The following is a 23,326-nucleotide window of genomic DNA, read 5'->3' on the forward strand; positions in this document are numbered from 1 at the left end:
AGCCTCTCCCGGCCCCTCTCGGAACGTAGACCCGGCCGAGAGGTCGCCGCATGCCCGAGACTGGGGGTCTTCCCGACCCCGAGCACCGCCGTGGCTGGCTAGTCTCGGCGCATGGTGGACGTGCGCGTGGTCACCGCCGAGGAGGCGCCGTTGGTCGCCCGGCTGCTCGACGACTTCAACCGCGAGTACGACGAGCCGTCACCCGGTCCCGTGTGGCTCGCCGGCCACCTGGCCGACCTGCTCGGCGGGGACGACACCGTCGCGCTGGTCGCCGGGGAGGCCGACGGCCTGGGGGTGGTGCGGCTGCGGAGGTCGCTGTGGGGTCCGGCGCTCGAGGCCTACCTCGCCGAGCTGTACGTCGTGCCGTCGCTGCGCGGGCAGGGCATCGGCCGGGCGCTGCTGGAGGCCTGCATGGCCACCGCCCGCGAGCGGGGCGCGGACTACATGGACCTCACCACGACCGAGGACGACGTCGCCGCCCGGCGGCTCTACGAGTCGGCCGGGTTCGACCGTACCGAGGGCCGGCCGGACGGCGCACTGTCGTTCTACTACGAGCGCACGCTGGACTGAGCCCGTAGCAGGACGACGAACACGTGTCAGGCGCGGAGCGAGGTGCCCGCCGAGCGGAGGTTCTCGCAGGCCTCGACGATGCGCGCGGCCATGCCGGCCTCGGCGGCCTTGCCCCAGGCGCGGGGGTCGTAGGCCTTCTTGTTGCCGACCTCGCCGTCGACCTTGAGCACGCCGTCGTAGTTGGCGAACATGTGCGCGGCGACGGGGCGGGTGAAGGCGTACTGGGTGTCGGTGTCGACGTTCATCTTCACGACGCCGTAGTCGACGGCGGCACCGATCTCCTCGGCGGTCGAGCCGGACCCGCCGTGGAAGACCAGGTCGAAGGGCCGGGCGCCGGCCTCGAACCCGAGCTCGGAGGCCACGGCCTCCTGGGCGGTCTTGAGGATCTCGGGACGGAGCTTGACGTTGCCCGGCTTGTAGACGCCGTGCACGTTGCCGAACGTCAGCGCGGTCATGTAGCGGCCCTTCTCGCCGGCGCCGAGGGCGCGGACCGTGGCCAGCGCGTCCTCGGGGGTGGAGTAGAGCTTGTCGTCGATCGCCCCGACGACCCCGTCCTCCTCGCCACCGACGACGCCGATCTCGACCTCGAGGATGATGTGCGCGGCGGCGCACTTCTCGAGCAGCTCCTGCGCGATCTCGAGGTTCTCCTCGAGCGGCACGGCCGAGCCGTCCCACATGTGCGACTGGAAGAGCGGCGCCTCGCCGCGGGCGACCCGCTCGGCGGAGATGTCGACCAGCGGACGGACGAAGCCGTCGAGCTTGTCCTTGGGGCAGTGGTCGGTGTGCAGCGCGATGTTGACCGGGTAGTTCTTGGCGACCTCGGCGGCGTACGCGGCGAAGGCGACGGAACCGGTGACCATGTTCTTGACGCTGGGGCCGGAGAGGTACTCCGCGCCGCCGGTGGAGATCTGGATGATGCCGTCGGAGCCGGCGTCCGCGAAGCCCTTGAGGGCCGCGTTGAGGGTCTGGGACGAGGACACGTTGATGGCCGGGTAGGCGAAGGACTTGTCCTTCGCGGCGTCCAGCATCTGCGCGTAGACCTCAGGAGTGGCGATGGGCATGGCGGATCCTTTGGGAGGACTTCTCGGGACGACCCCGACCCTAGTGGCTACCCGTCGGTCTGCGAACGGCCCCCGAGCGGCTCCGGGACGGATACGCTGCAGCCTCACGGGGGTCGCGGTCGCGCGGCCGCGACACAGGGGGAACCACCATGACCGAGCAGCACGACGTCTCCGGCGGTCGCACGCGGCCCGTCGCTGCCGCGCACGCGCGCACCATGGCCTTCCTGGGGCTCGGACTCGGCCTCGTCGGCCTGATGGGCGGCGGCACGTTCGCCAACGCGCTCTTCTTCATGACGATCGACGACGCGTCGTTCGGCTCGAGCACGAGCGCTGTCGTGCAGGGACTGCCAGGCCTGGCGATGGGCCTCATCGGTGCGGGCCTGGGCTGGTCCGCGTGGACCTCCGACGAGGAGGTGGCCGGACCTGCTGGGCTCGCAGCGGGGGTGCTCGGCGGGCTCGCGGTCCTCGGGTCGATCGCGGTGATCCTCGCGGGGCAGGCCTGAGAGCAGTCGCACGACCGACGCAACCAACGGGGCGCCGGGTGCGTCTTGACTGAGGGCACCGCCGCGGGGGCGGACCGGAGCAGCAGGACCGGCAGCAGGACCGGCAGCAGGACCGGCGAGGGGGACACGCCATGACCACGACCATCGACTGGGTGCACGAGATCGACGCGTCGTTCGACGGGTACGACGTCGCCGACCAGGTCGCGCACGACGCGCGCCGCCGGCCGTCGACCCGCTGGCGCTCGCGCCGCGACGTACCGGCCGAGGGGCTCGCCGACTACGTCGCCGACCGCCACCAGCACGTACGCCGCGTGGCCCACGCGATCTGCTGCGACTGGGACCGGGCCGAGCACGCCGTACGCCGCACGGTCGCCGACCTCGAGGCCGCCTGGCCCCACCTCGCGGACGCCGCCGAGGCGGACGCGTTCGTCCACCGGGCGCTGGCCCGGCTGGACGTGCAGGACTCCCCCCGCCCCCGCAGCTGGCGCGAGGACCGCGCCGAGGACTTCCCGGTCGAGGACCAGTCGCTGATCTTCGACGGCCTCCAGTCGCTGCCGGCCGTGCAGCGCAAGGTCCTGGTCCTGCACGACTGGCTCGACCTGCCGGCCGAGGAGGTCGCCACCGCGCTCGGGATGGATGTCCCGACCGTGCTCCGGCACGCCGCGCGGGGCCGGGCGGCACTCGCCCTGCTGATGCCCGACACGGCCTGAGTGACAACCGATCGGCCCCTGGTTCCGTACTCACGGCGACGGGCACGACAGCAGGCGCGACGGGGAGGGGACACTGGTGACCGACACCAAGTGGGCGGAGGAGATCGAGAGGTCCTTCGGCAGCGGACCCACCCTGCCGCCGACCGCGACGTACGTCGCGAGCGGGCGCGCCGCCGTACGCCGCCGGCGCATCGCCGCGGGCGCGGCCTCGACCTTCGCGGCCGCGCTCGTGATCGGCGGGATCGGCTGGTCGGTGATGTCCGGGGACGCGCGTCCCGATGCCGGGCAGGTCGCCACCGATCCCACGCCGACGGCCGCGGAGAGCCCGACAGAGGAGGCCACCCCGTCCACCCGGGCGACGCCGACCGTCGCCCCGCTGGCGGACTCCCCCGACGACGTCCGGGTGGCCCGTGCCAGCGAGCGCGAGGAGATGGAGGGCTCGGCCGCGGTGACCGTCCTGGGCGACGGCACCCTGATCAGACGCCCCGGCTGGACCGTCGAGCGCCTGGAGGTCCAGCAGTCCACGGACCGGATGCGCATGTGGGGCATCGCCACGTCGCGGGACGACGGCGCCGAGGGCGAGTGGATCCTCCTGACGTGGGAAAGCCGAGGCACCAGCTCGGCGACCTGGAACCCTCCCGGTCAGCGGTTCGCCACGTTCGACGAGTGGCTGGCCGTGACCCTCGACGAGCAGCTGGGCGAGCCGGGGAAGCCGATCGCCGTGGTGCGCGACGGTGCCCTGGTCGTCACCGCGCGAGCGATCACGATCCTCCAGGAGGTGCCCGCGCCGGCCCAGGCGGCGGCGTACGGACCGGTCGAGGACCAGGTGGCGGTCAGGCTCCGGCTCGCCGACGGCACCGAGCTCTTCGGGCGCGTCGACCCCGCGGGCATCACCACGGTCGACCCGGCCGTCCTCGAGACCCCCACCATGGCGGCCTTCCTGCGTCACCTCGAGGCGCAGGGCGCCAGCGGGGAGGGGGTCCGATGAGGCGCGCCGAGCGCGAGGCGGCCTTCGTGGACTACGTCGCCGCCCGCCAGGTCCACCTGCGCCGGGTCGCCTACGCGATCTGCGGCGACTGGCACCGCGCCGACGACCTGCTCCAGACCGCCCTCACCAAGCTGTACGTCGCGTGGCCGCGCGTGTGCGGCAAGGGCACCGAGGACGCCTACGTCCGCCAGATCATGGTGCGCGCCAACATCGACGAGCACCGCCGGCCGTGGCGCCGTGAGCGGGTCACCGACGAGCTCCCGGAGACCGCGGGTGGTCCCGAGCACCAGCTCGAGGATCGGTCCGAGCTCTTCGCGGCGCTCCAGGACCTGCCCGAGATGCAGCGCAAGGTCATCGTGCTCCGGCACTGGCTGCAGCTCTCGGTCGCCGAGGCGGCTCGCGAGCTCGGGATCGCCGAGGGCACCGTCAAGAGCCACAGCTCGCGGGGGCTCGCGGCGCTGCAGGAGGTCCTGGTCGGGCGCTGACCGGCATCAACCGCGCAGTGCTGGTCGGCGCGCTAACCGCGCCAGGCGGCGTCGCCGGCGAGGTCGGCGTACCGGCGCACCCACGTGTGCATCGCGATCGCGGCGGCGGCGCTGGCGTTGATCGAGCGCGTCGAGCCGAACTGCGCGATCGAGAAGGTGCCGTCACAGGCGGCCCGGGCCTGCGCCGACAGGCCCGGGCCCTCCTGGCCGAACAGGAAGCACACCCGTCGCGGCAGCTCCATCGTCTCGAGGTGCTCCGAGCCCGGCAGGTTGTCGATGCCGAGCAACCGGACGGGCTCGTCGAGCGAGTGGAGGTACGCCGCGAGGTCCTCGGGCGTCGGGTGGTGCCGCACGTGCTGGTAGCGGTCGGTCACCATCGCCCCGCGGCGGTTCCAGCGCCGGTTGCCGACGATGTGCACCTCCCGGGCGAGGAACGCGTTGGCCGACCGGACGACGGTGCCGATGTTGAAGTCGTGCTGCCAGTTCTCGATCGCGACGTGGAAGTCGTGCCGCCTCGTGTCGAGGTCGGCGACGATCGCCTCCATGCTCCAGTAGCGGTAGCGGTCGACCACGTTGCGCCGGTCACCCTCGGCGAGCAGCGCGGCGTCGTACTGCGGTCCGGTCGGCCAGGGACCCTCCCACGGCCCGACGCCGACCTCGGCCGGACCGTGCGGCATCGGGTCGTACGGCGCCCGGGGCTCGTCCATGGGGAGACCCTAGGCCGCGGAAGTTAGGGTGAGCCGGTGACCCTGCTGCTCGACGCCCAGCACCTCCTCCAGCCGTTGTTGCTGGGCATGGACTGGATGGATCCCAACTGGCTCCTCGACAACTTCGGCGAGACCCTGTTCTGGCTCAGCCTGGCCATCATCTTCGTCGAGTGCGGGCTCTTCTTCCCGTTCCTCCCGGGCGACACCCTGCTGTTCGCGATGGGCCTGTTCCTCGCGACCGAGCGGATCGACATCTTCCCCGGCCCGACCTGGGCTGAGCTGCTCGTCGCCATGGTGCTCTTCGTGATCGCCGCCGTCGCCGGCAACATCGCGGGCTACGAGATCGGGCGCAAGGTCGGGCCGCCGCTCTACGAGCGCGACGGGCGGATCCTCAAGCGCAAGTACTTCGACCAGACGACCGCGTTCTTCGACAAGCACGGCAACAAGGCGCTGGTCATCGGGCGCTTCGTGCCGTTCGTGCGCACCTACATCACCGTGGTCGCCGGCGTGACCCGCATGGACCGGGGCCGCTTCTTCACCTGGAGCCTCGTCGGTGCGGTCGGCTGGGTCCTGTCGATCACCCTGCTCGGCTACTTCCTCGGTGCCGCGTTCCCGACCCTGGGCGAGAACATCGACAAGGCGATCATCCTGATCCTGGCCTTCTCGGTCCTGCCGATCATCTGGGAGTGGTGGCGCCACAAGCGCACCTCGGGCCACGAGGCCGAGGACAACGACCACGACGGCCGTCCCGACCGCGACATCGCCGGGCAGGACGTCCCGCCGCGGCAGCGGCCGACCCCCTGAGTCTCGGTCCCCTGATCGGCGCCGGTCCCCCGGTCAGCCCTGGGCGGCGTCCAGCTGGGCGCGGGTGAGGACCGAGCGGACCTCGAGGCCGACGTCGGCCAGCGGGTCCTCGCCCTCCGGCGACCGGTCGATGGCGCAGACCACGACCTCGACGGTCGCGCCCGCCGCCCGCAGCTCACGCGTCGCGTCGCGGACTGCGCCGCCGGTGGTGATGACGTCCTCGATGATCGTGACCCTGCGACCGGCTACGTCCGGCCCCTCGGCCAGCTTGCAGGTGCCGTACTCCTTGGCCTTCTTGCGCACGAACAGCGCCGGCAGGCCGGTCTTGGCCGACACCATGGTGGCGATCGGGATGCCGCCGAGCTCCAGCCCGCCGAGGAGCTCGGTGCCCTCCGGGAGCAGGTCGAGCATCTGCGTGGCGACGCGGTCGAGCAGCGCCGGCTGGGCCTCGAAGAGGTACTTGTCGAAGTAGGTGTCGGCGACCTGGCCGGACCGGAGGGTGAACTCCCCCGTCAGTCGGCAGGTCGCGTCGATGTCGCGGGCGAGGGTCTGGTCAGGCACGGCCCCGACCCTACCGATCCGACTACCCTCGCGAGCATGCAGACATCGTCAGCACGGGTCCGCTCGATCCCGCCGACCGTCTTCTCGGAGATGTCGGCCCTCGCGCTGCGCACGGGCGCGGTCAACCTCGGCCAGGGCTTCCCCGACGTGGACGGCCCGCCGTCGGTCATCGCCGAGGCGGTGCGGGCACTGGAGGGCGGGGCCAACCAGTACGCCCCCGGGATCGGCGTACCGTCCCTGCGCCAGGCCGTCGCGCGGCACCAGCAGCGGCACTACGGGCTCGAGGTCGACCCCGACACCGAGGTCGTGGTGACGACGGGCTGCACCGAGGGGATCGCCGGCGCGCTCCTCGGGCTGGTCGACCCCGGCGACGAGGTGGTGGTGCTCGAGCCCTACTACGACTCCTACCTCGCGATGATCCAGATGGCCGGCGGCGTACGACGTCCCGTCACCCTGCGCGCCCCCGACTTCCGCCTCGACGTCGACGCGCTGCGCGCCGCGGTCACCCCGCGGACGCGGCTCGTCCTGCTCAACACCCCGCACAACCCGACCGGCACCGTGCTGACGCGCGACGAGCTCCAGGCCGTCGCCGACGTCGCGATCGAGCACGACCTGGTCGTGGTGACCGACGAGGTCTACGAGCACCTGGTCTTCGACCACCACGAGCACGTGCCCCTCGCGACGCTGCCGGGGATGTGGGAGCGGACGGTGACGCTGTCGAGCGTGGGCAAGAGCTGGTCCTTCACCGGCTGGAAGGTCGGCTGGGCGACCGGTCCGCGGGAGCTCGTCGGGGCGGTGCTGGCGGCCAAGCAGTGGCTCACCTTCACCTCGGGGTCGCCGCTGCAGCCCGCCGTCGCGCACGCGCTCGACCACGAGCCCGACTGGCCGGCGGCGCTCGCGAAGTCGCTCCAGGAGCGCCGCGACCTGCTCGTCGCGGGTCTCGCGGACGCCGGTCTCACCGCGCGGGTGCCCGAGGGGACCTACTTCGCCACGACCGACATCAGCCACCTCGGCTGGGCGGACGGCCGGGAGTTCTGCCTGGCGCTGCCCGCCGTGGCCGGGGTGGTCGCCATCCCCAGCCAGGCCTTCTACGACGACGAGGAGGCCGGGCGCCACCTGGTGCGGTGGGCGTTCTGCAAGGAGCCGGACGTGATCCGCGAGGGCGTACGACGCCTCGCGGCCGCCGACCTGTCACGGCGCTGAGCGTGGGCTCGCCCCGGCTCCGGCAGGCCGTCCGCGCCCTGCTCCTCGACGACGAGGACCACGTCCTGCTCGTGCACTTCGACGGGGAGGGACTGGCGATCCCGGGCGGGTTCTGGGCCTGCCCCGGTGGCGGCATCGACCCCGGCGAGACCCCCGAGGACGCGCTGCGTCGTGAGCTCTCGGAGGAGCTGGGCCTCGACGACGCCGACATCCGGGGATCGGTGTGGCGGCTCACCCGGCTCTTCCCGATGGAGCACTGGGACGGGCAGACCGACGTCACCTACCTCGTGCGGGCTGCCCGCTTCGAGCCGCGCCCTCGGGTGGACCTGGCGGCGGAGGGTGTCCACGACGTCCGGTGGTTCTCCCCCGCCGAGGTCGCCGCCGGGGTCGTGACGTTCAGTCCGCGGGACCTGCACGCGCAGCTGTCCACGGTCCTGGGCGACGGCGTGCCGCACGGGCCGCGTGACATCGCCGCGCTCTGAACAGTGCCGGCGCGCGGCGCGATCCGAGCCGGGGGCCGTGAGGGGACGTCAGGACAACCGTGGGCCCGCGTGACCGGCCAGGCACTTCCAGCGCCTGCCTGAGCGGACCCAGACCTGGGTCATCGGCATCCGGAAGGTCTCCGAGGCGTGCCCGTCCGACTCCACCACGTCGTGCACCTCGGCGTACAGGACGGCGGTATCGCCGACTACCACTACCTCGGGATCGACCAAGGTCTGCGATCGCCAGACCGTGTGCCCCTCGGTGTTCCGGCGGACGTACTCGGCGCGGTCATAGGTGTCGCCCACGTGCGCGGTCCACCTGAAGTCCTCGTGCAGGAGATCGGTGAGTCGTTCGGCATCACCGTCCGCGAGGGCCACCGCTCTCGAGTCCGCAGCCGCAAGGACCTCCTGATCGACCGACATGTCCGCCAGCGTGCCACGCCGAAGCCTCCGCGCTCCGACAGCGTCGACCAGCGCCACACGCGGGTGTGCAGCGCCGGCCCACCAGTGGTCGTAGCCTCGCCGGCATGAACATCACCCGCACCGAGCAGGCCACGGCCGCAGCTCTCGTCACCGTGGGAGCGTTCCAGGTCGCGCTCGCGGTCGGCGCACCGTGGGGCAGGGCGGCGTACGGCGGAACACGTCCCGGCCCCCTTCCGAGCCACCTGCGCGTGATCAGTGGCGTGGCTGCGGTGGGCTACGGCACTGGCGCGGTCCTCATCGTGCGAGGAGCCGGCTCGGCGCAGGCCCGCGCCCGTGCCTTCACGACGCTGAGTGTGTTCATGACGATCGGAACGATCGCCAACGGCGCATCGCCTTCACTCGTCGAGCGAGCCATCTGGACCCCGGTGACGGCTGCGACGGCTGTCCTGGCCTGGCGCGCACGCAGACGCATCTGAGGGACCGCGTCCGTCAGTGTCGTGGATGGCATTCCCCATTTGCGTGGTCGTTCGGCCCGAATTTCGGTGGTCCGTGATCGCGGACGCACCGAGCTCCTATCTGCGGCGGTGGAACCGGAGGTCGCCGTTGGGGAGGCGGTCGTGGAGGTAGCGGTCGTCGTGGGCCCGATGGTGGTGATGACTGCAGAGCAGGACGCCGTCGTTGAGGTCGGTCTTGCCGCCCCGGGACCACGGCACCAGGTGATGGGCTTCGCACCATGCGGCCGGGGTATCGCATCCCTCGGCGCGGCAGCCTCCGTCGCGCAGGCTCATCGCTCTGCGCGACGCGGCCGGGTAGAGCCGTCTGCCCCGGCCGAGGTCGAGGACCTCGGACTTCCCGCCCAGGACGGCGGGGACCAGGTGGGCGGTGCACGCCAACCGGCGCGCCTCGGAGGCGGTGATCCGACCGCCGGTGTCGGTGGTCGCGACCCCGATCCCGGACAGCAGGGTCTCGAGGGGCATGGTCACCACGACGGTGGTGGCGGTGCCACCGTGGACCGGCAGCTTCGTGGGGTCGAGGTGCTCGAGCAGGTCGCAGAACGCATGCCCTAGCCGGACCGGGTACGTCAGCTCGCGCCTCGCGTCGCTGTCACCGGGTGCTCCGCCGGGGGTGCCGTCCTGCTTTCGCGGGTTGGTCCACGCGTGCAGGTACGTCAGGAGCCGGTCCGCGGTGGCGTCGGGGACCCGGATCCGGATCGTGGTCGTGCCGTCACCGTGCGAGTGGGTGGTCAGGCTGGTGGTCCTACGGGCGGCGCGTTCCTCGGCCTCGAGGCGCTTGCGTTCCTCGTCGTCGGCGACCTCGGGGGCCACGACGTCCAGGATCCGCCGGCCCAGGACCCGCAGCTCGCGGGGCGCGAACGACGCCGCGTGCTCGACCAGCACCCGCTCCGCCTCGTCCAGGATCCCGGCCGCGATGACCTTCGGCAGCGCCTCCAGCGCGCGGGCGATGACGTCGGCCTGCACCGTCGAGACCTCACCCGCGGCATGTGCCTGCGCGAGGACGGTCCACCGGCCCAGCGACCGGGCCAGCACCATCTCCCGGCGGGCGGCGCCCCGGTCCATCCGGGTGGTGCGTTGGCACCACGCGGCGATGTCCCGGTCCCCGGTCTCCTCGGCCACGTCCCCCGCCTGGTCGGCGGCGGCCACGACCCGTAGCCGGGTCGAGGACATCCGGGACTCCAGCCGGGCCAGCTGCACCAGCGCGTCGGCCTTCTCGGCCGCGGACAGGTAGAGCATCTCGACGGCTTCGACCTTGTCCAGGGCGGCAGCGATCGCCTCGCCTGCTTCTGCGACCAGGTGTCCACTCGTCATCTCAGCCCCCGCTGAATCGGCAGTGGGGCGTCCCCGTGGCGGTCCCGGCTGCGTGCAGCCGAGTCTAGTCGAACAGGTGTTCGAAGGCAAGGGTCGTGGGAGATCCGGTGGACAGGGATCAGGGCGGAGGATCGCACCGTCCAGGACCGTCACATCCTCCGTTCGGGGTCTCACCCGCGCCCCGCGACCGGACGGCGCGCACCCGGCGGGCGGCGTACAGCAGCGCAACCAAACCGCTGCTCGGCACGATCCAGCGCGACGGAAGTGCCCGGTCGACACGATCCAGCGCAACGAAGCTGCCCGGTCGGTGGGGCACGGCTGCGGGTCACTGCGCCCGTCCTCGTGCACTGGAACCCACCCGGATACATTCGCGGCCATGCGCGACGTCCTGACCACCACGGCCGGGGACGGACGTCGAATCACCCTTCGTCCCCTGAGGGCCGAGGACGCGCCGCGGGTGCAGGAGGCTTGCTCGGACCCGGAAGCGGTCAGGTGGCTCGGCGGCGAGATCATCAACGAGCGGTACAGCTTGGAGCACGCCCACGGGTTCATCGAGCGTGCGCTCTGTGGGGTCGGGAATGGAAGCCACATGAGCTGGGCGATCGCCGCCACGACGACCGACGAGCTGCTCGGACACATCAGCCTGATCGGGAGCGGCGGCGAGCTGACCGACACCGCAGCACTGGGCTATTGGGCCCACCCATCAGCCCGCGGCACCGGTGTGACCACTGCTGCCGCAGCAGCCGTCGTCGACGAGGCACTCACGCCGACATCCGACGGAGGCAGCGGTCTGCGTCGGCTCACCCTTCGTGTAGCCGTCGGTAACCTCGCTTCACAGCGAGTGGCTGAGGCCGCCGGATTCATGCGGACCGGCCGCACGCGGCAGAGCGATCACCTGGTCGATGGGACGTTCACCGACGAGTTCACGTACGACGTACTGGCGACCGATCCTCGCTGACCGCACGCTCGCGGCCAGGAGCAGCCTCCGGTCTGTGCGGTCCAGGGGCCACGAGCGGGGGACGTCGGCGGGTTCCAGCGGCACGAAAGTGCCCGGTCAGCGGCCGCCGGCGAGCCAGGCGCGGACCTCGGGCCGCCGCAGGGCGGCGACGGTGATGATCGAGGCGAAGGCGGGGAGGGCGAGGAGGAGCGAGGCGAAGGTGCCGATCACGCAGAGCACGGCGCTGACGGCCGCCGAGGCGGTCAGGGCCCGCGCGGCGCCACGGTTGCGACGCAGGGTGAGGAAGGCCAGCACGATCGCGACCGCGGCCCAGACGATGAGGAAGCCGCCCATCGCGTAGGTGGTCGTCTGGAGCAGCCCCTGCGTGACGCCCTGCTCGGCGAGGTCGGGCTGCTGGCGCTGCACCTCCTCCCACATCAGGTCGGGCGAGACGGCCATGACCACGACGCTGACGCCGGTCAGCAGCAGGACGAGGCCCGCCGAGACGAGGGTCAGCACGAAGGCGAGCGTGACGCCCTCGGGCCGGCGATCGGGCGCGGGCGTGGACGGCAGCGAGGGCCACGTGCCGTGCTGCGCGGGCCGGTCCGGGGTCGCGGTCTGCGGTCCCGTCCAGCCGGCCTGCGCACCGGACCCCGCCTGCGGACCGGCGGCAGGCAGCGACCCGGACACGGGCGGTCCTCCCGCGGAACCCGACCCGCCAGCCGTCGAGCCGGTGGACGAGTCCGAGGAGTCCGAGGAGCCCTCGTGCGGCGGAGGCGGCGGCCAGACGGGAGGCCGCGGCGCCTCGGGCGGCGTACGGTCCGGGATCGGGTCGCCCCGGAACCACTCGCGCGACGGCGAGACCCAGAGCAGTGCGATGGCGACCGCGACGATCGACGACATGAAGCCGCCCGCGACGATGCCGCTGAGGAAGAGCGGGACGGCGAGCACCGACAGCCCGATCCGCGCGGGCCGGTGGCCGCGGAGGGCGTAGACGCCGAGCACCGCGGCGACCGCGGCGCAGACCCCGGCGACCGTGGCGACGGCCCGCAGGATCTGGAGGGTGCCCTCGACCGTGAGGCCGAGGTCGCTCCCGGGCGGCTCGGAGACGAACTCCTCGACGGACTCGCGCGACTCGATCCCGCGCAGGCCGGTGATGGACTCCCACACCGTGAGGAGCAGGAAGACGGAGCCGAGGACGATCATCCCGCCGGCGAAGGTGGTCTGCCGCGGTCTGGTCTGGGTGCTCACGGGGTCATTCCACCATCGAGGTGGTGACCGGGCCCCGGCCGGGAGTCGCCGGCCGGAGCCCGGTGGCTCGGTGGATCGATCTGCGAACCGGTCAGCGGACGAGGCAGGGACGCTTGGGGTCGAAGCTCCAGTCCGGCACGAGGTACTGCATGGCCGCGGCGTCGTCCCGCGCCCCGAGCCCGTGCTCGAGGTAGAGCTCGTGTGCCTCGACGAGGCGGTCGCGGTCCAGCGAGACGCCCAGCCCGGGCGTCTCCGGCACGGCGACGTGCCCGTCCACGATCTCCAGCGGCGCCCGGGTGAGCCCCTGGCCGTCCTGCCAGATCCAGTGCGTGTCGAGCGCGGTGATCTCCCCCGGCGCCGCGGCGCCGACCTGGGTGAACATCGCGAGCGAGACGTCGAAGTGGTTGTTGGAGTGCGAGCCCCACGTCAGCCCGAAGTCGTGGCACAGCTGCGCCACGCGCACCGAGCCCGCCATGGTCCAGAAGTGCGGGTCGGCGAGCGGGATGTCGACGGCGTTGATGCGCACGGCGTCCGCCATCTGCCGCCAGTCGGTGGCGACCATGTTGGTGGCGGTGCGGAGTCCGGTACGCCGCTTGAACTCGGCCATCACCTCGCGGCCGGAGTAGCCGCCCTCGGCGCCGCACGGGTCCTCGGCGTACGCGAGCACGTCGCCCTTGCCCCTGAGGAGGCTGACGGCCTCGTCGAGGAGCCACCCGCCGTTGGGGTCGAGCGTGATCCGCGCGTCGGGGAACCGCTGGTGCAGCGCGGTGACCGCGGCGACCTCCTCCTCGCCGGCGAGCACGCCGCCCTTGAGCTTGAAGTCGCTGAAGCCGTAGCGCGCCCGCGCCGCCTCCGCGAGCCGTACGACGCCCTCGGGCGTCATCGCCTCCTCGCGGCGTACGCGCTCCCAGGCGTCCACGCCGTCGGGCTCCCGCAGGTAGGGCAGGTCGGTGCGGTCGGGGTCGCCGACGTAGAAGAGGTAGCCCAGCATCGGCACCCTGGTGCGCTGCTGGCCGTCGCCGAGGAGCTCGGCAACGGGGACGCCGAGCTCCTGCCCGGACAGGTCGAGCAGCGCCGACTCCAGCGCGGTGACCGCGTGGATGGTGGTCCGCAGGTCGAAGGTCTGCAGCCCGCGGCCGCCGGCGTCGCGGTCGGCGAAGCGGGTGGCGACCTGCCGCAGCAGGGTGCGGTAGCGAGGGACCGGCTGCCCGACCAGCAGCTCGACCGCGTCGGCGATCGTGGCGCGGATCGCCTCGCCGCCGGGCACCTCGCCGAGACCCTCGCGGCCCTCGGAGTCGGTGACGATGGCGATGTTGCGGGTGAAGAAGGGGCCGTGGGCGCCGCTCAGGTTGAGCAGCATCGAGTCGTGGCCGGCGACCGGGACGACGTCGACCTTCGCGATGGTCGGTGCGCTCATCGTTCGAGGGTCCCGTCGACGCGGCGGGTCAGGCCCCACGGGTTGTCGTCGCGCACGGCCTCGGGCAGCAGGTCGGCGGGCACGTCCTGGTAGGCCACCGGGCGCTGGAAGCGCTCGATCGCCAGGCTGCCGACGCTGGTGGTGCGGCTGTCGGAGGTCGCGGGGAACGGGCCGCCGTGGACCATCGCGTGGCCGACCTCGACGCCGGTCGGCCAGCCGTTGAAGAGGATCCGGCCGGCCTTGAGCTCCAGGACCGGGATGAGCTTGGCGGCGTCGGCGCTGTCGGCGGACGTCGCGTGGACCGTGGCGGTGAGCTGGCCCTCGAGGTCGGCGAGCCGCGGCAGGAGCGCGTCGACGTCGTCGTACCGGACCACGACGCCGGAGGCGCCGAAGACCTCGTGGGCGACCGCGCTGTCGGCGGTGAGCAGCTCGACCGGCGCCTCCGCGACGATCGGCGCGGGTGCGTGGTCGCCGCCCTCGGAGCCGCTGGCCACGACGCTGACGCCCTCGGTGTCGCGGAGCGCGGAGGTGCCGCTCGCGTAGGCCTCGGCGATGCCGGGGGTGAGCATCCGCTGGCCTGTGCTGGCCTTCACGGCCTCGGCGGTGGCGGCCAGGAACGCGTCACCGGCGTCACCGGCCGGCAAGAAGAGCAGGCCGGGGTTGGTGCAGAACTGGCCGGCGCCCAGCGTCAGCGACCCGACGTACGCCTCGGCGAACGCCGTGGTGTCGGCCTCGGCGAGCGCGCCGGGGAGCACGACGACCGGGTTGATCGACGACATCTCGGCGTAGACGGGGATCGGCACGGCGCGCTTGGCGGCCGTCTCGACGAGCGCGAGGCCGCCGGCTCGGGAGCCGGTGAAGCCGACCGCGGTGATCCGCGGGTCACCCACGAGCGCCTGGCCGAGCTCGATGCCGCTCTGCCCCTCGCCGGCGAGCAGGAACGAGAACGTGCCGGAGTGCAGGCCCGCGCGCTCGACGGCGCGGCCGACCGCGGCGGCGACGAGCGCGCCGGTGCGCGGGTGGGCCGGGTGGCCCTTGACCACCACCGGGCAGCCGGCGGCGAGCGCGGAGGCGGTGTCGCCGCCCGCGGTCGAGAACGCGAGCGGGAAGTTGCTGGCGCCGAAGACGGCGACCGGGCCGAGCGGGACCATCCGCTGGCGGATGTCGGCGCGCGGCAGCGGCTCGCGCAGCGGCATCGCGGGGTCGATGCGCACGCCGAGGTGGTCGCCCTGGCGGACCACCCCCGCGAACATCCGCAGCTGGCCCGTCGTACGCCCGACCTCGCCCGTGATGCGGCCCACCGGGAGGCTGCTCTCGGCGACGGCGGCCTCGATGATCGCGTCCTTGTCGGCCTCGATCTCCTCGGCGACGAGCTCGAGGAACTCGGCCCGCTGGGTGGGGGTGGTGGCGCGGTTCGACGCGAACGCCTCGGCGGCAGCGGTGGTCGCGGCCTCGACGTCGGCGGAGTCGGCCGGAGTGCCGGCGATGACGGAGCGGGCCTGGTCAGCGGTGCTGGTCATGGGTTCCTCTCGAGAACGGAAGACGTGGCTGGTGTCGTGGCTGGTCTCGACCGTACGACGTCAGGAGATGCGGGCGATCAGGTCTCGGAGCTCGGCGACCTCGGACTCGAGGAGGTCGGTCAGCGGCGGGCGCACCGGACCAGCGGGACGGCCGATCGCGGCGAGGCCGCCCTTGACGATCGAGACGGCGTAGCCCTGGGTGCGGTCGCGGATGTCGAGGTAGGGCAGCACGAACTCGTTGAGCCGGCGGTAGACCTCGTCGCGGTCCTGGGCGATGACGGCGTCGTAGAACTCGATCGCCCACTGCGGCACGAAGTTGAACAGCGCGCTGGAATAGGTGCTGACGCCGAGCTGGAGCAGCGGCAGCGCGAAGGTCTCCGCGGTGGGCAGACCGCCGACGTACATGAGGCGGTCGCCGACGCGGGCGTAGGTGCGGGTCATCTGCTCGATCGAGCCGACGCCGTCCTTGAAGCCGATCATGGTGGGGTTGCGGTCGGCGAGGACTGCGACGGCCTCGTCGCGCAGCACGGCGTTGGCGCGGCTGTAGACGACGACGCCGAGGTCGGTCGCCCGACAGACCTGGGTGACGTGCTCGACGAGCCCGGCCTGGCTGGCCTCGGTGAGGTAGGGCGGCATCAGCAGGATGCCGTCGGCGCCGGCGGCCGCGGCGGCTTCGGCCTGGGCGACCGCGTTGAGGGTGCTGCCGGTGGCGGGGGCGAGGACCGGTACGGCGCCCGCGACCTCCTCGACGGCGGTGCGGACGACCTTGTCGGTCTCCTCGGAGGTCAGCGAGAAGCCCTCGCCGGTGCCGCCCGCGGCGAAGAGACCGGCGACGGGGAACTGGGCGAGCCACGCGAGGTGCTTGCGGTAGCCCTCCTCGTCGAAGGAGAGGTCGTCGGCGAAGTGCGTCACCGGGAACGAGAGCAGACCGCTCTTCAGCTGGGCGGCCAGGTCGGTCGGGCTGTACTCGGTCACGGGGCGTCCTTCTCGTCGTCGCGGAACCGGCTCCTCGCCGGCCCGCATCACGCTAGGGGCGCGCGACGATGCCTGTCCAAGCCCGGTTTTGTATCCGATGATGCCGCGCGGGCATCAATACGCACGGCCCGCGATCGATCCGGAGGAACCCGAACGAGGCATTCCCGTCACCGCTGGTCGCGGCGCACAGTGGGTGTGGGGTCGCCGGACTGGAGGACACCCATGCGCCTGATCACCCCACTCATCTCGGCACTTCTCGTCTCGGTGCTCGTCGCCCCCGCATCCGCACACCCGCGGGACTCGTCCATCCCCCTCCCCGACGACTTCCAGCCCGAGGGGATCGCGGTCGGCGAGGGCAACACCTTCTACGTCGGCTCGTTGATCGACGGCGACATCTACCGCGGCGACCTGCGCAGCGGCGACGGCGCGGTCTGGGTCGACAACGACGCCGACGACGAGCGCGTGGCGCTCGGCATGCGGGTCGTCAGGCACCGGGACTGGCTGGTCGTCGCCGGCGGCCCCACCGGGCACGCCTACGTGTACGACACCGACGACGGCACGACCGTGGCCGACCTGGTGCTCGGCCCGGCCGGCTCCACCTTCGCCAACGACGTCGCCGTCACCCATGACGCGCTCTACTTCACCGACACGTTCGCACCGACGATCTACAAGGTCCCCCTCGGCCCCCACGGCACGTTCGGCGCCACCGAACGGATCGCGGTGGAGGGCCCCGCGGCCGCGACCGGCGGCTTCGGCCTCAACGGCATCGACTCGACCCACCGCGGCTGGTTGATCGTGAGCCACACCGACCTCGGGATCCTCGCGCTGGTCGACCCCACGTCCGGGGAGAGCAGGCAGATCCCGCTGACCGGCCCGGCCCTCGTCGCAGGCACCCTCGACGGCGTCCAGCTCGAGGGCCGCACCGCCTGGGTCGTGCAGAACTTCGCCAACTCGGTGGCGCGGGTGAAGCTCTCGCCGGACCTCACCACCGGGCGGGTCGTCCAGCTGATCACCTCCGAGCTGTTCCGGGTGCCGACCACCGTGGCGCTGCACGGGTGCACGCTGGCGCTGGTGAACGGCCGGTTCGACCTCGGCTTCCCGCCGCCCTTCGGTCCGGGGGCGCCTCCGGGCACCGACTTCGACGTGGTCCTGGTCCGCCCCTGACGCGGACGCGCCCGAGGCCAGTCGACATCACGCGACGGCTTCCACCCCTCGACGCACGAAGGGCCCCGACCGCGGGTGCGGTCGGGGCCCTTCGTGGTTGCGTCAGGAGACGCGGACGTTGTCCGCCTGCGGGCCCTTGGGGCCCTGGGTGAGGTCGAACTCGACCTTCTGGTTCTCGTCGAGCGACTTGTAGCCACCGGACTGGATCGCGGAGTAGTGGACGAAGACGTCCTCGCCGCCGCCGTCCTGGGCGATGAACCCGAAGCCCTTGTCAGCGTTGAACCACTTCACAGTGCCTTGAGCCATGTTCTTGTCCTTTGTTCGGTCGGGGGCAGGGTGCCCCGCGAGGCGCTGAAGACATCCACCATGCTGATGTCCAGCGAACCGAAGACCAGGAGTACGACGAGCCGCGGATCGTCCGCGGCCAGGCCGGCTGCAGCCGACCCTTCAACGCCGTCCACGGTACGGCATGGAGGGTGGGTTCGACGTTTCGGCGACGATCAGCTTCCCGGGGGCGAGTAGTCCACGCCGAGCTGGGAGGCGGCGTCGATCTGCTCGGCGGTGAGCAGCACCACGGTCTCGTAGCTGCTGAGCGCCCCGGTGCTCGTGACCGTCGCCGCGATCGCCGCCATCGCCTCGTGGCTCGGCGCATCGACGATGACGTAGACGTCGTCACTGCCGAAGGCGAAGTAGAAGGACTCCATCGAGCCGCCCACCCCCGCCGCGAGCTTGGAGATGGCTTCGGCCCGGGCGGTCCCGCCCTTCGCCAGGACACCCTTGATGCCCTCGGGCGAGTACGACGCCTTGATCAGGTACTTCGACATGTTGCCTCCCTAGGTCCGCGGCCCTCCTGTCATGGAATGACCGGGGTGGTGGCGCGGTCAATCGCCCGTCGGGGCTAGGACCGTGGAGCCCTGTCCGCGGGCCCGCGTCACGCCGCTCGTTCGAACCAGTCGAGCGCGAGGTCGGCGACGGCGGCGGGCGCGTCGTCGGTGATGTAGTGCGCCGCGCCGTCGACATGGGCGAACTCGGCGCGATCGGCGTACCGCTCGGGGTGACGGCAGACGCGCCGCATGATGCTCTCGTTCCAGTAGCGGTCGCTCCGGCCGAAGACGAAGAGGGTCGGCACCGTGAGCCGCCGGCGGCGGTAGACGCCGGCGAGCATGCGCATGCCCTCGGGCACGGCGATGCCGCGGGTCGTCGTCCGCACGGCGCCGTCGATCTCCGGCAGCTCCATCGGGGCCAGGTGTGCCTCGATGACGTCCTCGGGCAGGGGTCGGGCGACGTACCGCTCGGAGAAGATGTAGCGCATCGAGGCGCCCGGGCGGTGCCAGATGAAGGAGGGCAGGTGCCGGAACCCCGGGATGGTCCTGGGGCTGATCGTCATGAAGCCCGGCGGCACGGAGAGCTGCACCGCCGCCCGGACCCGGTCGGGGTGCTCGTAGGTCAGCTGCATCGCGGTGACTGCGCCCAGGTCGTGGGAGACGAGGTGGAACCGGTCGACCCCGAGGACGTCGAGGAGGTCGAGGACGTCGCGCAGCCGCGTCTCGCGCTCGACCCGGGGATCATCGGCGACGGTCCAGCCGGCCCCGCGCAGGTCGGAGCAGAGGACGCGGTAACCGGCCGCGGCGATGACCGGAGCGACGGCGCGCCACTGCCACCAGTGCTGCGGGAAGCCGTGCAGCAGCACGACAGGCTCCCCGTCGCCGATGGTGGCGAGGTGGGTGTGCAGGCCGGGCGTCTCGACGAGCTGGTGGTCGAACCCGGGCGCCTCGGGCATCGGCGGCGTCCAGACCGGGACGGGCGTGGCCACGGCGACCTCCCTCACGCGGCACTACTATCTTCATAGTAGACCTCGCGGAAGGGGGCGTCCATGGCCGCGGCCACCCGGGAGCGCGCGCTCGAGGCGGCGGTGGAGCTGCTCGGCACGCAGGGCGTGCGCGCGCTGAGCCACGCCCGGGTCGACGACCGGGCCGGCCTGCCGCCCGGGTCGACCTCGAACTGGTTCCGCACGCGCCGGGCGCTGCTCGCCGGGGTGGTGGACTGGATCGCCGAGCACGAGAGGGCCGAGTTCGACCCGACCGCGATGCCTGCGATGTCCGGGCTCGACGCCCTGATCGATGGCTGGTGCGCCATGGCCGACCTGGAGGCGGGCCCGTTCGCCACGCGCACCCGCGCGCGCTACGCGCTCTTCCTGGAGCTGGCCGGTGACCCCGAGCTGGGCGAGCCGCTGCGACGCCAGCGGCGCGAGTTCGAGAGGTGGACCGAGGCGATCGTGGTCGCGGTCGGGGTCGCGGACCCGGTGCCGGCCGCGCGGGCGCTCATGGCCCTCAGCGACGGGCTGCTCCTGCACCGGCTCACGGTCGACCCGGACCTCGACCTGCGCCCGGCCATCGAGCGCGCGGTGCGCGCCCTCGCGGCGTCCTGACCCGGTGCCAGACCGGCTCTCACACGCCTGTCCGGGAGGCCCGCCCCGGCGTACTGTCCAAGGACCCGGGCTCGACATGTCGCGGCGGATCGTGGTCGAGCGGCACAGCGGCGGGATCGAGGTGGACTCGCGTCCCGGGGACACGGTCCCGCGGGCCCCGCGCCGGCGGGCTCAGCCACCGAATCGATCGGCCACTTCGTCGAACCGATCGCGCGATCTCGCCACGATCTCGTGGTAATCGTCGTCGTCGAGCTGCAGGATCTTCATCACGGGCGTGACCTCACGGCGTCGGGCCACCTGGCTTTCCCGCTCCTCCGGGTCCGCGTCCCGGGTGGTGACCTCGAACGACATCGCGCACGCCAGCGCCACTGCCGCACTCACGGCGGACAGGTCTTCGTGCGCCTCGTGGTGGTCCCGGATGCCGTCGACGATCGTCAGCGGGAGTCCCCAGGCCTCGGCCACCGTTCCGCCGATGTCGGCGTGGGTCAGTCCGAAGACCACCCGCTCGGTCTCGAGCAGGTCCAGGCCGTCGGTGGCGGCGGCCAGGGCCAGCGTCTCCAGGATCTGCTTACCGAAGTGTCGGGCCAGCACGATCTTGCCGAAGTCGTGCAGCAGCGCGGCGGTGCCTGCCTCCGCCGGGACCGGAACACGGGCGCGGGAGCGGATCACCTCGGCCGCGATCGACGCGGCCACCGAGCGCTCCCAGAGCGCGCCCGACTGGAGGCCGTACGTCGGCAGCGCCTGCAGCATCCGGTCGCCCACACGCGAAGCCAGCGTCAGCGACAGCAGTGTGCTGATACCGAGCCGCACCACGGCGTCACGCACCGACGTGATGTTGGCGCGGTGGCCGAGTGCGGCCGAGTTGGCCAGGCGCAGCACGTCCGCGCTCAGCGAGACGTCGAGGGACACCGTCTCGCTGATCATGCCGATGTCGGAGTTCGGGTCCGCAACCAGCGTGGCCAGCCGGGCGACGGTGTGGGGCAGGGGTTCGACGGACTCGGCGGCGGCCAGCAGGTCCGCCGGGTCCACGAGCGGTGCGGTGGTCACGTCCAGGTGATCGGCACGCCGGGGCGAGACCTGAGGGAGACGGGGTCAGCAGAGGAAACTCGCATCGGAAGCGGTCGTAGCAGCGGCGCAGCTCGAGCACGCGAAGAAACGCCCAGGGGATGGCCGTGTGCCAATCCCGAGCACAGGCGCCAGGAGAGGAGCACTCCCATGCCGGGCGAGGCCGGCCTCCTCGCTCGGCGTACTCGACCGCTTGCCCGGGCCGATAGTGGACGAACACGTCCTCGCCGCCACCGTCCTGAGCGATGATGCCAAGCCCTTGTCAGCGTCGAACCACGTGACCGTGCCCTGAGCCGTGATGTGTTCCTTTGTTCGGTGCCGAGGACACGATGCCGTCCAGCCGCTGAGGACACGTGCATTGATGTCCAGCGAATCGAAACCAGGAGTACGAGAGACAAGCCACGCCATGTGTGCGGCCAGGACGACCGGTGCGGCCGTCCCTTCAACGGGACCCGCCGCGCGGCAACCCGCGGGGGCGCGAGGATTCCGCGCTGGCCTCACAGGGGGAGGCGGATGTGACGCTTACCGGCAGTGACGTCGACGGTGAACGCGCCCACCGCCCCCGTCCCACGCAGGGAGAAGGACCCGTCCCTCACGCGGGCGGACCTGACCGCCTTCCCGTTCTTGAGCAGGCGCACGCGGCTGCCGTCCTTGGCCGTCGTGCTGCACTTCAGGGTCCAGCCCCTGCCGCGCTTGGTGATCTTGCAGCTCGAGATGGCCGGAGCAGGCACGGCAGCGACACTGCCGGCATAGCCCCGATGCGGCTGGAGCGCGACGCGTAGCGAGGTCATCGACTTCTTGACCCGCCAGGTGAGGGCGAAGCGCCCCGATCGGTCGGCCTTGTCGCTGTCCACGACCTGCCACGGTGAGCCGACGCCCCGTTGAGCCTCGAGGACCAGCCGCGCTCCCTTGAGCTGCTTCGTCGTCTCGAACTTCGAGGTGAAGCGACCCACGCGACCGGTCACGGTTGCGGGCAGGGACTTGCGAGTCGGCTCGGGCTTCTTCACCTTGATGGCCGTGGCCTGGGAGGACCCCGGGCCGACGGAGACGGATCCGGGCGGCGGACCACCCGCGGACGCCGCCACGGTGAAGGTACGTTGCGTGCTGACCGTGGCTCCCGACGCCAGAATTCCGCGGGCCGTGGCCGTGTAGGTGCCGGCGCCCAGGGTGAAGTTCGCGCTCCATCCGCCCAGTGCGTCGACATCGGCAGCCACGGTGACGTCGTCGATGGTCACCGTGACGCCGTTGACCGACTCCGGCTGCGAGCCCGTCAGGGCCGCGGCCAGGGACGCCGGGCTCTGCACCACCTCACACGTCTCCCCGGTGGCGCTGGCCATCTTGTACAGGCTGGCAGAGCTTGCGCAGGTGGCGCCGGAGCCGACCCCGAAGCTGCGGAGCCGGACCTGGGACTGTTGCAGCTGCTGGAGAACTGCATCGGCGACGGGAGCGTCTCCGTCGGAGAGGAACATGATCCACTTGGGTCCGGCCGGCGCGGTCGCGAGCGTCGAGAGCGCGACCTGGATGGCCGCGTCGAAGTTGGTGCCTCCCTCGAGCTCTCGAGGGTCGTAGAGCCCGACGTTGAACATCGTGACGCTCCTGGCGACACTCTCGATCCGCGGGCGAGGATCGCCGCCGGTGAAGGTGGGCGGGACGAAGGACGCTGAGCCCGCTGGGTCCAGGTCGGCCGCGGCAGCCGTTCCAGCCACCCCCACGAGACCCACCTGGACTCCAGTCGTGGGAAGGCTCTTGTTGAGGGCAAGCACACCCGAGATCTCGCAGTCCAGGACGTCACCGACCGAGGCGTCGCCGTTGAAGTCGTCCTCCCCACCAGCCACGCCGTTGCCGGAGCAGTCAGATCCTTGCGGATCGCCCGTCGAGCCGGAGGCGTCGATCACGTACAGGACGCTCGTCACCCCGCTCGCGCCGGGCCCGACCTTGCCGGTCAGCCTGACCGTGCCGGCGACGGGCGCCCCCGGATCGTCGATGCTCACTGACGCAGCCGCGTTCACCGGGGATGCCGAGACCCCCACCACTGCCATGGATACCGCCACTGCGAGCGCCGTGCCGACGCCAACCGGTCGTGCCGCCATAGTCCCCACACCCTCAATCGGCCTGCATCGTGGAGAGGGAGAGGTTCCAACGGTCACCCACCCCGCCCTCGAAGTTCGTCCGAGCGATCCGCTGTCGCGTCACACGCCGGACCACTAGCAAGCAATAACTAGTCGTCGCTCACGGAACGCCGTGAT

Annotated in this window: 26 protein-coding genes; 12 read left to right on the forward strand and 14 right to left on the reverse strand. The window is 72.1% G+C overall.

All coding sequences use genetic code 11. The annotated features are described in order from the left end of the window. Window positions 1–111 precede the first annotated feature (111 nt). Window positions 112–570, forward strand: a complete 459-nt coding sequence (locus DAI17_RS13205) for a GNAT family N-acetyltransferase (protein WP_107773659.1) — start codon at window positions 112–114, stop codon at window positions 568–570. A 26-nt stretch (window positions 571–596) separates the two neighbouring features. On the opposite strand, the gene fbaA is transcribed toward DAI17_RS13205, so the two are convergent. Then, window positions 597–1,631, reverse strand: a complete 1,035-nt coding sequence (gene fbaA / locus DAI17_RS13210) for a class II fructose-bisphosphate aldolase (RefSeq protein ID WP_107773660.1) — start codon at window positions 1,629–1,631, stop codon at window positions 597–599. A 149-nt stretch (window positions 1,632–1,780) separates the two neighbouring features. On the opposite strand from fbaA, the gene DAI17_RS13215 reads away from it, so the two are divergent. The 4 genes from DAI17_RS13215 to DAI17_RS13230 all read left to right on the forward strand — a co-directional run bounded on the left by DAI17_RS13215 (window position 1,781) and on the right by DAI17_RS13230 (window position 4,317). Then, the gene (locus DAI17_RS13215; RefSeq protein ID WP_107773661.1) at window positions 1,781–2,134 is read left to right on the forward strand and encodes a hypothetical protein; all 354 of its coding nucleotides are present in this window, start codon (window positions 1,781–1,783) and stop codon (window positions 2,132–2,134) included. A 131-nt stretch (window positions 2,135–2,265) separates the two neighbouring features. Then, entirely contained in the window at window positions 2,266–2,844 is a 579-nt protein-coding gene (locus DAI17_RS13220) for a sigma factor-like helix-turn-helix DNA-binding protein (protein WP_107773662.1), read from the forward strand. 76 nt (window positions 2,845–2,920) lie between these two features. Then, complete coding sequence (locus tag DAI17_RS13225) at window positions 2,921–3,832, forward strand: hypothetical protein (protein ID WP_107773663.1); 912 nt, start codon at window positions 2,921–2,923, stop codon at window positions 3,830–3,832. After that, window positions 3,829–4,317, forward strand: a complete 489-nt coding sequence (locus DAI17_RS13230; protein WP_107773664.1) for a SigE family RNA polymerase sigma factor — start codon at window positions 3,829–3,831, stop codon at window positions 4,315–4,317. Before DAI17_RS13225 ends, DAI17_RS13230 begins: the two co-directional genes overlap by 4 nt. 32 nt (window positions 4,318–4,349) lie before the next feature. Here DAI17_RS13230 and DAI17_RS13235 read toward each other — a convergent pair whose 3' ends face one another. Continuing rightward, window positions 4,350–5,024 carry a TrmH family RNA methyltransferase gene (locus tag DAI17_RS13235; RefSeq protein ID WP_234412490.1) on the reverse strand — a complete coding sequence of 225 codons (675 nt, stop codon included), beginning with the start codon at window positions 5,022–5,024 and terminating at the stop codon, window positions 4,350–4,352. Between the two features lie 36 nt (window positions 5,025–5,060). Here DAI17_RS13235 and DAI17_RS13240 point away from each other — a divergent pair, with 36 nt between their 5' ends. Then, window positions 5,061–5,828, forward strand: coding sequence for a DedA family protein (locus DAI17_RS13240; protein ID WP_234412491.1), 768 nt, complete (start codon window positions 5,061–5,063; stop codon window positions 5,826–5,828). Window positions 5,829–5,861: 33 nt separating this feature from the next. Here the strand turns inward: DAI17_RS13240 and pyrE are convergent, their stop codons facing one another. Further along, the gene (pyrE, locus tag DAI17_RS13245) at window positions 5,862–6,389 is read right to left on the reverse strand and encodes an orotate phosphoribosyltransferase (protein WP_107773665.1); all 528 of its coding nucleotides are present in this window, start codon (window positions 6,387–6,389) and stop codon (window positions 5,862–5,864) included. A gap of 36 nt (window positions 6,390–6,425) precedes the next feature. On the opposite strand from pyrE, the gene DAI17_RS13250 reads away from it, so the two are divergent. Together DAI17_RS13250 and DAI17_RS13255 are read left to right on the forward strand one after the other, a co-directional pair. Beyond that, entirely contained in the window at window positions 6,426–7,592 is a 1,167-nt protein-coding gene (locus tag DAI17_RS13250) for a pyridoxal phosphate-dependent aminotransferase (RefSeq protein ID WP_107773666.1), read from the forward strand. Window positions 7,593–7,594: 2 nt separating this feature from the next. Then, complete coding sequence (locus tag DAI17_RS13255; RefSeq protein WP_159081526.1) at window positions 7,595–8,074, forward strand: NUDIX hydrolase; 480 nt, start codon at window positions 7,595–7,597, stop codon at window positions 8,072–8,074. A 48-nt stretch (window positions 8,075–8,122) separates the two neighbouring features. Here the strand turns inward: DAI17_RS13255 and DAI17_RS13260 are convergent, their stop codons facing one another. Continuing rightward, window positions 8,123–8,554: a nuclear transport factor 2 family protein gene (locus DAI17_RS13260; protein WP_107773668.1), complete on the reverse strand. Its 432-nt coding sequence runs from the start codon at window positions 8,552–8,554 to the stop codon at window positions 8,123–8,125. A gap of 47 nt (window positions 8,555–8,601) precedes the next feature. Between DAI17_RS13260 and DAI17_RS13265 the strand changes: the two genes are divergently transcribed. Beyond that, on the forward strand, window positions 8,602–8,973 hold the full coding sequence (locus DAI17_RS13265; protein ID WP_107773669.1) for a hypothetical protein: 372 nt from the start codon (window positions 8,602–8,604) through the stop codon (window positions 8,971–8,973). A 96-nt stretch (window positions 8,974–9,069) separates the two neighbouring features. Here the strand turns inward: DAI17_RS13265 and DAI17_RS13270 are convergent, their stop codons facing one another. Further along, window positions 9,070–10,323 (reverse strand): HNH endonuclease signature motif containing protein, encoded by a 1,254-nt coding sequence (locus DAI17_RS13270; RefSeq protein ID WP_159081527.1) that lies wholly within the window; start codon window positions 10,321–10,323, stop codon window positions 9,070–9,072. 376 nt (window positions 10,324–10,699) lie between these two features. On the opposite strand from DAI17_RS13270, the gene DAI17_RS13275 reads away from it, so the two are divergent. Then, window positions 10,700–11,281, forward strand: coding sequence for a GNAT family N-acetyltransferase (locus tag DAI17_RS13275; RefSeq protein ID WP_107773821.1), 582 nt, complete (start codon window positions 10,700–10,702; stop codon window positions 11,279–11,281). A 96-nt stretch (window positions 11,282–11,377) separates the two neighbouring features. Here the strand turns inward: DAI17_RS13275 and DAI17_RS13280 are convergent, their stop codons facing one another. From DAI17_RS13280 to kdgD, 4 genes are all read right to left on the reverse strand, one after another. Beyond that, complete coding sequence (locus DAI17_RS13280; protein ID WP_107773671.1) at window positions 11,378–12,511, reverse strand: hypothetical protein; 1,134 nt, start codon at window positions 12,509–12,511, stop codon at window positions 11,378–11,380. A 91-nt stretch (window positions 12,512–12,602) separates the two neighbouring features. After that, window positions 12,603–13,928 carry an enolase C-terminal domain-like protein gene (locus DAI17_RS13285; protein ID WP_107773672.1) on the reverse strand — a complete coding sequence of 442 codons (1,326 nt, stop codon included), beginning with the start codon at window positions 13,926–13,928 and terminating at the stop codon, window positions 12,603–12,605. Next, a complete protein-coding gene (locus DAI17_RS13290) occupies window positions 13,925–15,448 on the reverse strand; it encodes an aldehyde dehydrogenase (NADP(+)) (RefSeq protein WP_107773673.1) in 1,524 nt (507 codons plus the stop codon). The genes DAI17_RS13285 and DAI17_RS13290 overlap by 4 nt, the downstream gene beginning before the upstream one ends. A gap of 60 nt (window positions 15,449–15,508) precedes the next feature. Next, window positions 15,509–16,423, reverse strand: coding sequence for a 5-dehydro-4-deoxyglucarate dehydratase (gene kdgD, locus DAI17_RS13295; protein ID WP_107773674.1), 915 nt, complete (start codon window positions 16,421–16,423; stop codon window positions 15,509–15,511). A gap of 222 nt (window positions 16,424–16,645) precedes the next feature. On the opposite strand from kdgD, the gene DAI17_RS13300 reads away from it, so the two are divergent. Further along, window positions 16,646–17,587 (forward strand): hypothetical protein, encoded by a 942-nt coding sequence (locus DAI17_RS13300; protein WP_107773675.1) that lies wholly within the window; start codon window positions 16,646–16,648, stop codon window positions 17,585–17,587. Between the two features lie 102 nt (window positions 17,588–17,689). Here DAI17_RS13300 and DAI17_RS13305 read toward each other — a convergent pair whose 3' ends face one another. The 3 genes from DAI17_RS13305 to DAI17_RS13315 all read right to left on the reverse strand — a co-directional run bounded on the left by DAI17_RS13305 (window position 17,690) and on the right by DAI17_RS13315 (window position 19,415). Beyond that, window positions 17,690–17,893, reverse strand: a complete 204-nt coding sequence (locus DAI17_RS13305; protein ID WP_107773676.1) for a cold-shock protein — start codon at window positions 17,891–17,893, stop codon at window positions 17,690–17,692. Between the two features lie 194 nt (window positions 17,894–18,087). Next, window positions 18,088–18,411, reverse strand: coding sequence for a GYD domain-containing protein (locus tag DAI17_RS13310; protein ID WP_107773677.1), 324 nt, complete (start codon window positions 18,409–18,411; stop codon window positions 18,088–18,090). Window positions 18,412–18,518: 107 nt separating this feature from the next. Further along, window positions 18,519–19,415, reverse strand: coding sequence for an alpha/beta fold hydrolase (locus tag DAI17_RS13315; protein ID WP_199905110.1), 897 nt, complete (start codon window positions 19,413–19,415; stop codon window positions 18,519–18,521). 45 nt (window positions 19,416–19,460) lie between these two features. Here DAI17_RS13315 and DAI17_RS13320 point away from each other — a divergent pair, with 45 nt between their 5' ends. Then, entirely contained in the window at window positions 19,461–20,015 is a 555-nt protein-coding gene (locus tag DAI17_RS13320; protein WP_107773678.1) for a TetR/AcrR family transcriptional regulator, read from the forward strand. 171 nt (window positions 20,016–20,186) lie between these two features. Here DAI17_RS13320 and DAI17_RS13330 read toward each other — a convergent pair whose 3' ends face one another. Together DAI17_RS13330 and DAI17_RS13340 are read right to left on the reverse strand one after the other, a co-directional pair. Beyond that, on the reverse strand, window positions 20,187–21,062 hold the full coding sequence (locus DAI17_RS13330; RefSeq protein WP_159081528.1) for an HDOD domain-containing protein: 876 nt from the start codon (window positions 21,060–21,062) through the stop codon (window positions 20,187–20,189). A gap of 515 nt (window positions 21,063–21,577) precedes the next feature. Next, a complete protein-coding gene (locus DAI17_RS13340; protein ID WP_159081529.1) occupies window positions 21,578–23,227 on the reverse strand; it encodes a hypothetical protein in 1,650 nt (549 codons plus the stop codon). Window positions 23,228–23,326: the final 99 nt, after the last annotated feature.

The organism is Nocardioides sediminis (assembly GCF_003047295.1).
GTDB classification, from domain to species: Bacteria; Actinomycetota; Actinomycetes; order Propionibacteriales; family Nocardioidaceae; genus Nocardioides; species Nocardioides sediminis.

Coding starts and splice junctions, on each gene's coding strand:
- DAI17_RS13220 (WP_107773662.1), top strand. CDS start 2,266: ATGACCACGACCATCGACTGGGTGCACGAGATCGACGCGTCGTTCGAC.
- DAI17_RS13320 (WP_107773678.1), top strand. CDS start 19,461: ATGGCCGCGGCCACCCGGGAGCGCGCGCTCGAGGCGGCGGTGGAGCTG.
- DAI17_RS13230 (WP_107773664.1), top strand. CDS start 3,829: ATGAGGCGCGCCGAGCGCGAGGCGGCCTTCGTGGACTACGTCGCCGCC.
- DAI17_RS13250 (WP_107773666.1), top strand. CDS start 6,426: ATGCAGACATCGTCAGCACGGGTCCGCTCGATCCCGCCGACCGTCTTC.
- DAI17_RS13205 (WP_107773659.1), top strand. CDS start 112: ATGGTGGACGTGCGCGTGGTCACCGCCGAGGAGGCGCCGTTGGTCGCC.
- DAI17_RS13290 (WP_107773673.1), bottom strand. CDS start 15,448: ATGACCAGCACCGCTGACCAGGCCCGCTCCGTCATCGCCGGCACTCCG.
- DAI17_RS13270 (WP_159081527.1), bottom strand. CDS start 10,323: ATGACGAGTGGACACCTGGTCGCAGAAGCAGGCGAGGCGATCGCTGCC.
- DAI17_RS13310 (WP_107773677.1), bottom strand. CDS start 18,411: ATGTCGAAGTACCTGATCAAGGCGTCGTACTCGCCCGAGGGCATCAAG.
- DAI17_RS13265 (WP_107773669.1), top strand. CDS start 8,602: ATGAACATCACCCGCACCGAGCAGGCCACGGCCGCAGCTCTCGTCACC.
- DAI17_RS13285 (WP_107773672.1), bottom strand. CDS start 13,928: ATGAGCGCACCGACCATCGCGAAGGTCGACGTCGTCCCGGTCGCCGGC.
- fbaA (WP_107773660.1), bottom strand. CDS start 1,631: ATGCCCATCGCCACTCCTGAGGTCTACGCGCAGATGCTGGACGCCGCG.
- DAI17_RS13235 (WP_234412490.1), bottom strand. CDS start 5,024: ATGGACGAGCCCCGGGCGCCGTACGACCCGATGCCGCACGGTCCGGCC.
- DAI17_RS13300 (WP_107773675.1), top strand. CDS start 16,646: ATGCGCCTGATCACCCCACTCATCTCGGCACTTCTCGTCTCGGTGCTC.
- DAI17_RS13305 (WP_107773676.1), bottom strand. CDS start 17,893: ATGGCTCAAGGCACTGTGAAGTGGTTCAACGCTGACAAGGGCTTCGGG.
- DAI17_RS13215 (WP_107773661.1), top strand. CDS start 1,781: ATGACCGAGCAGCACGACGTCTCCGGCGGTCGCACGCGGCCCGTCGCT.
- DAI17_RS13275 (WP_107773821.1), top strand. CDS start 10,700: ATGCGCGACGTCCTGACCACCACGGCCGGGGACGGACGTCGAATCACC.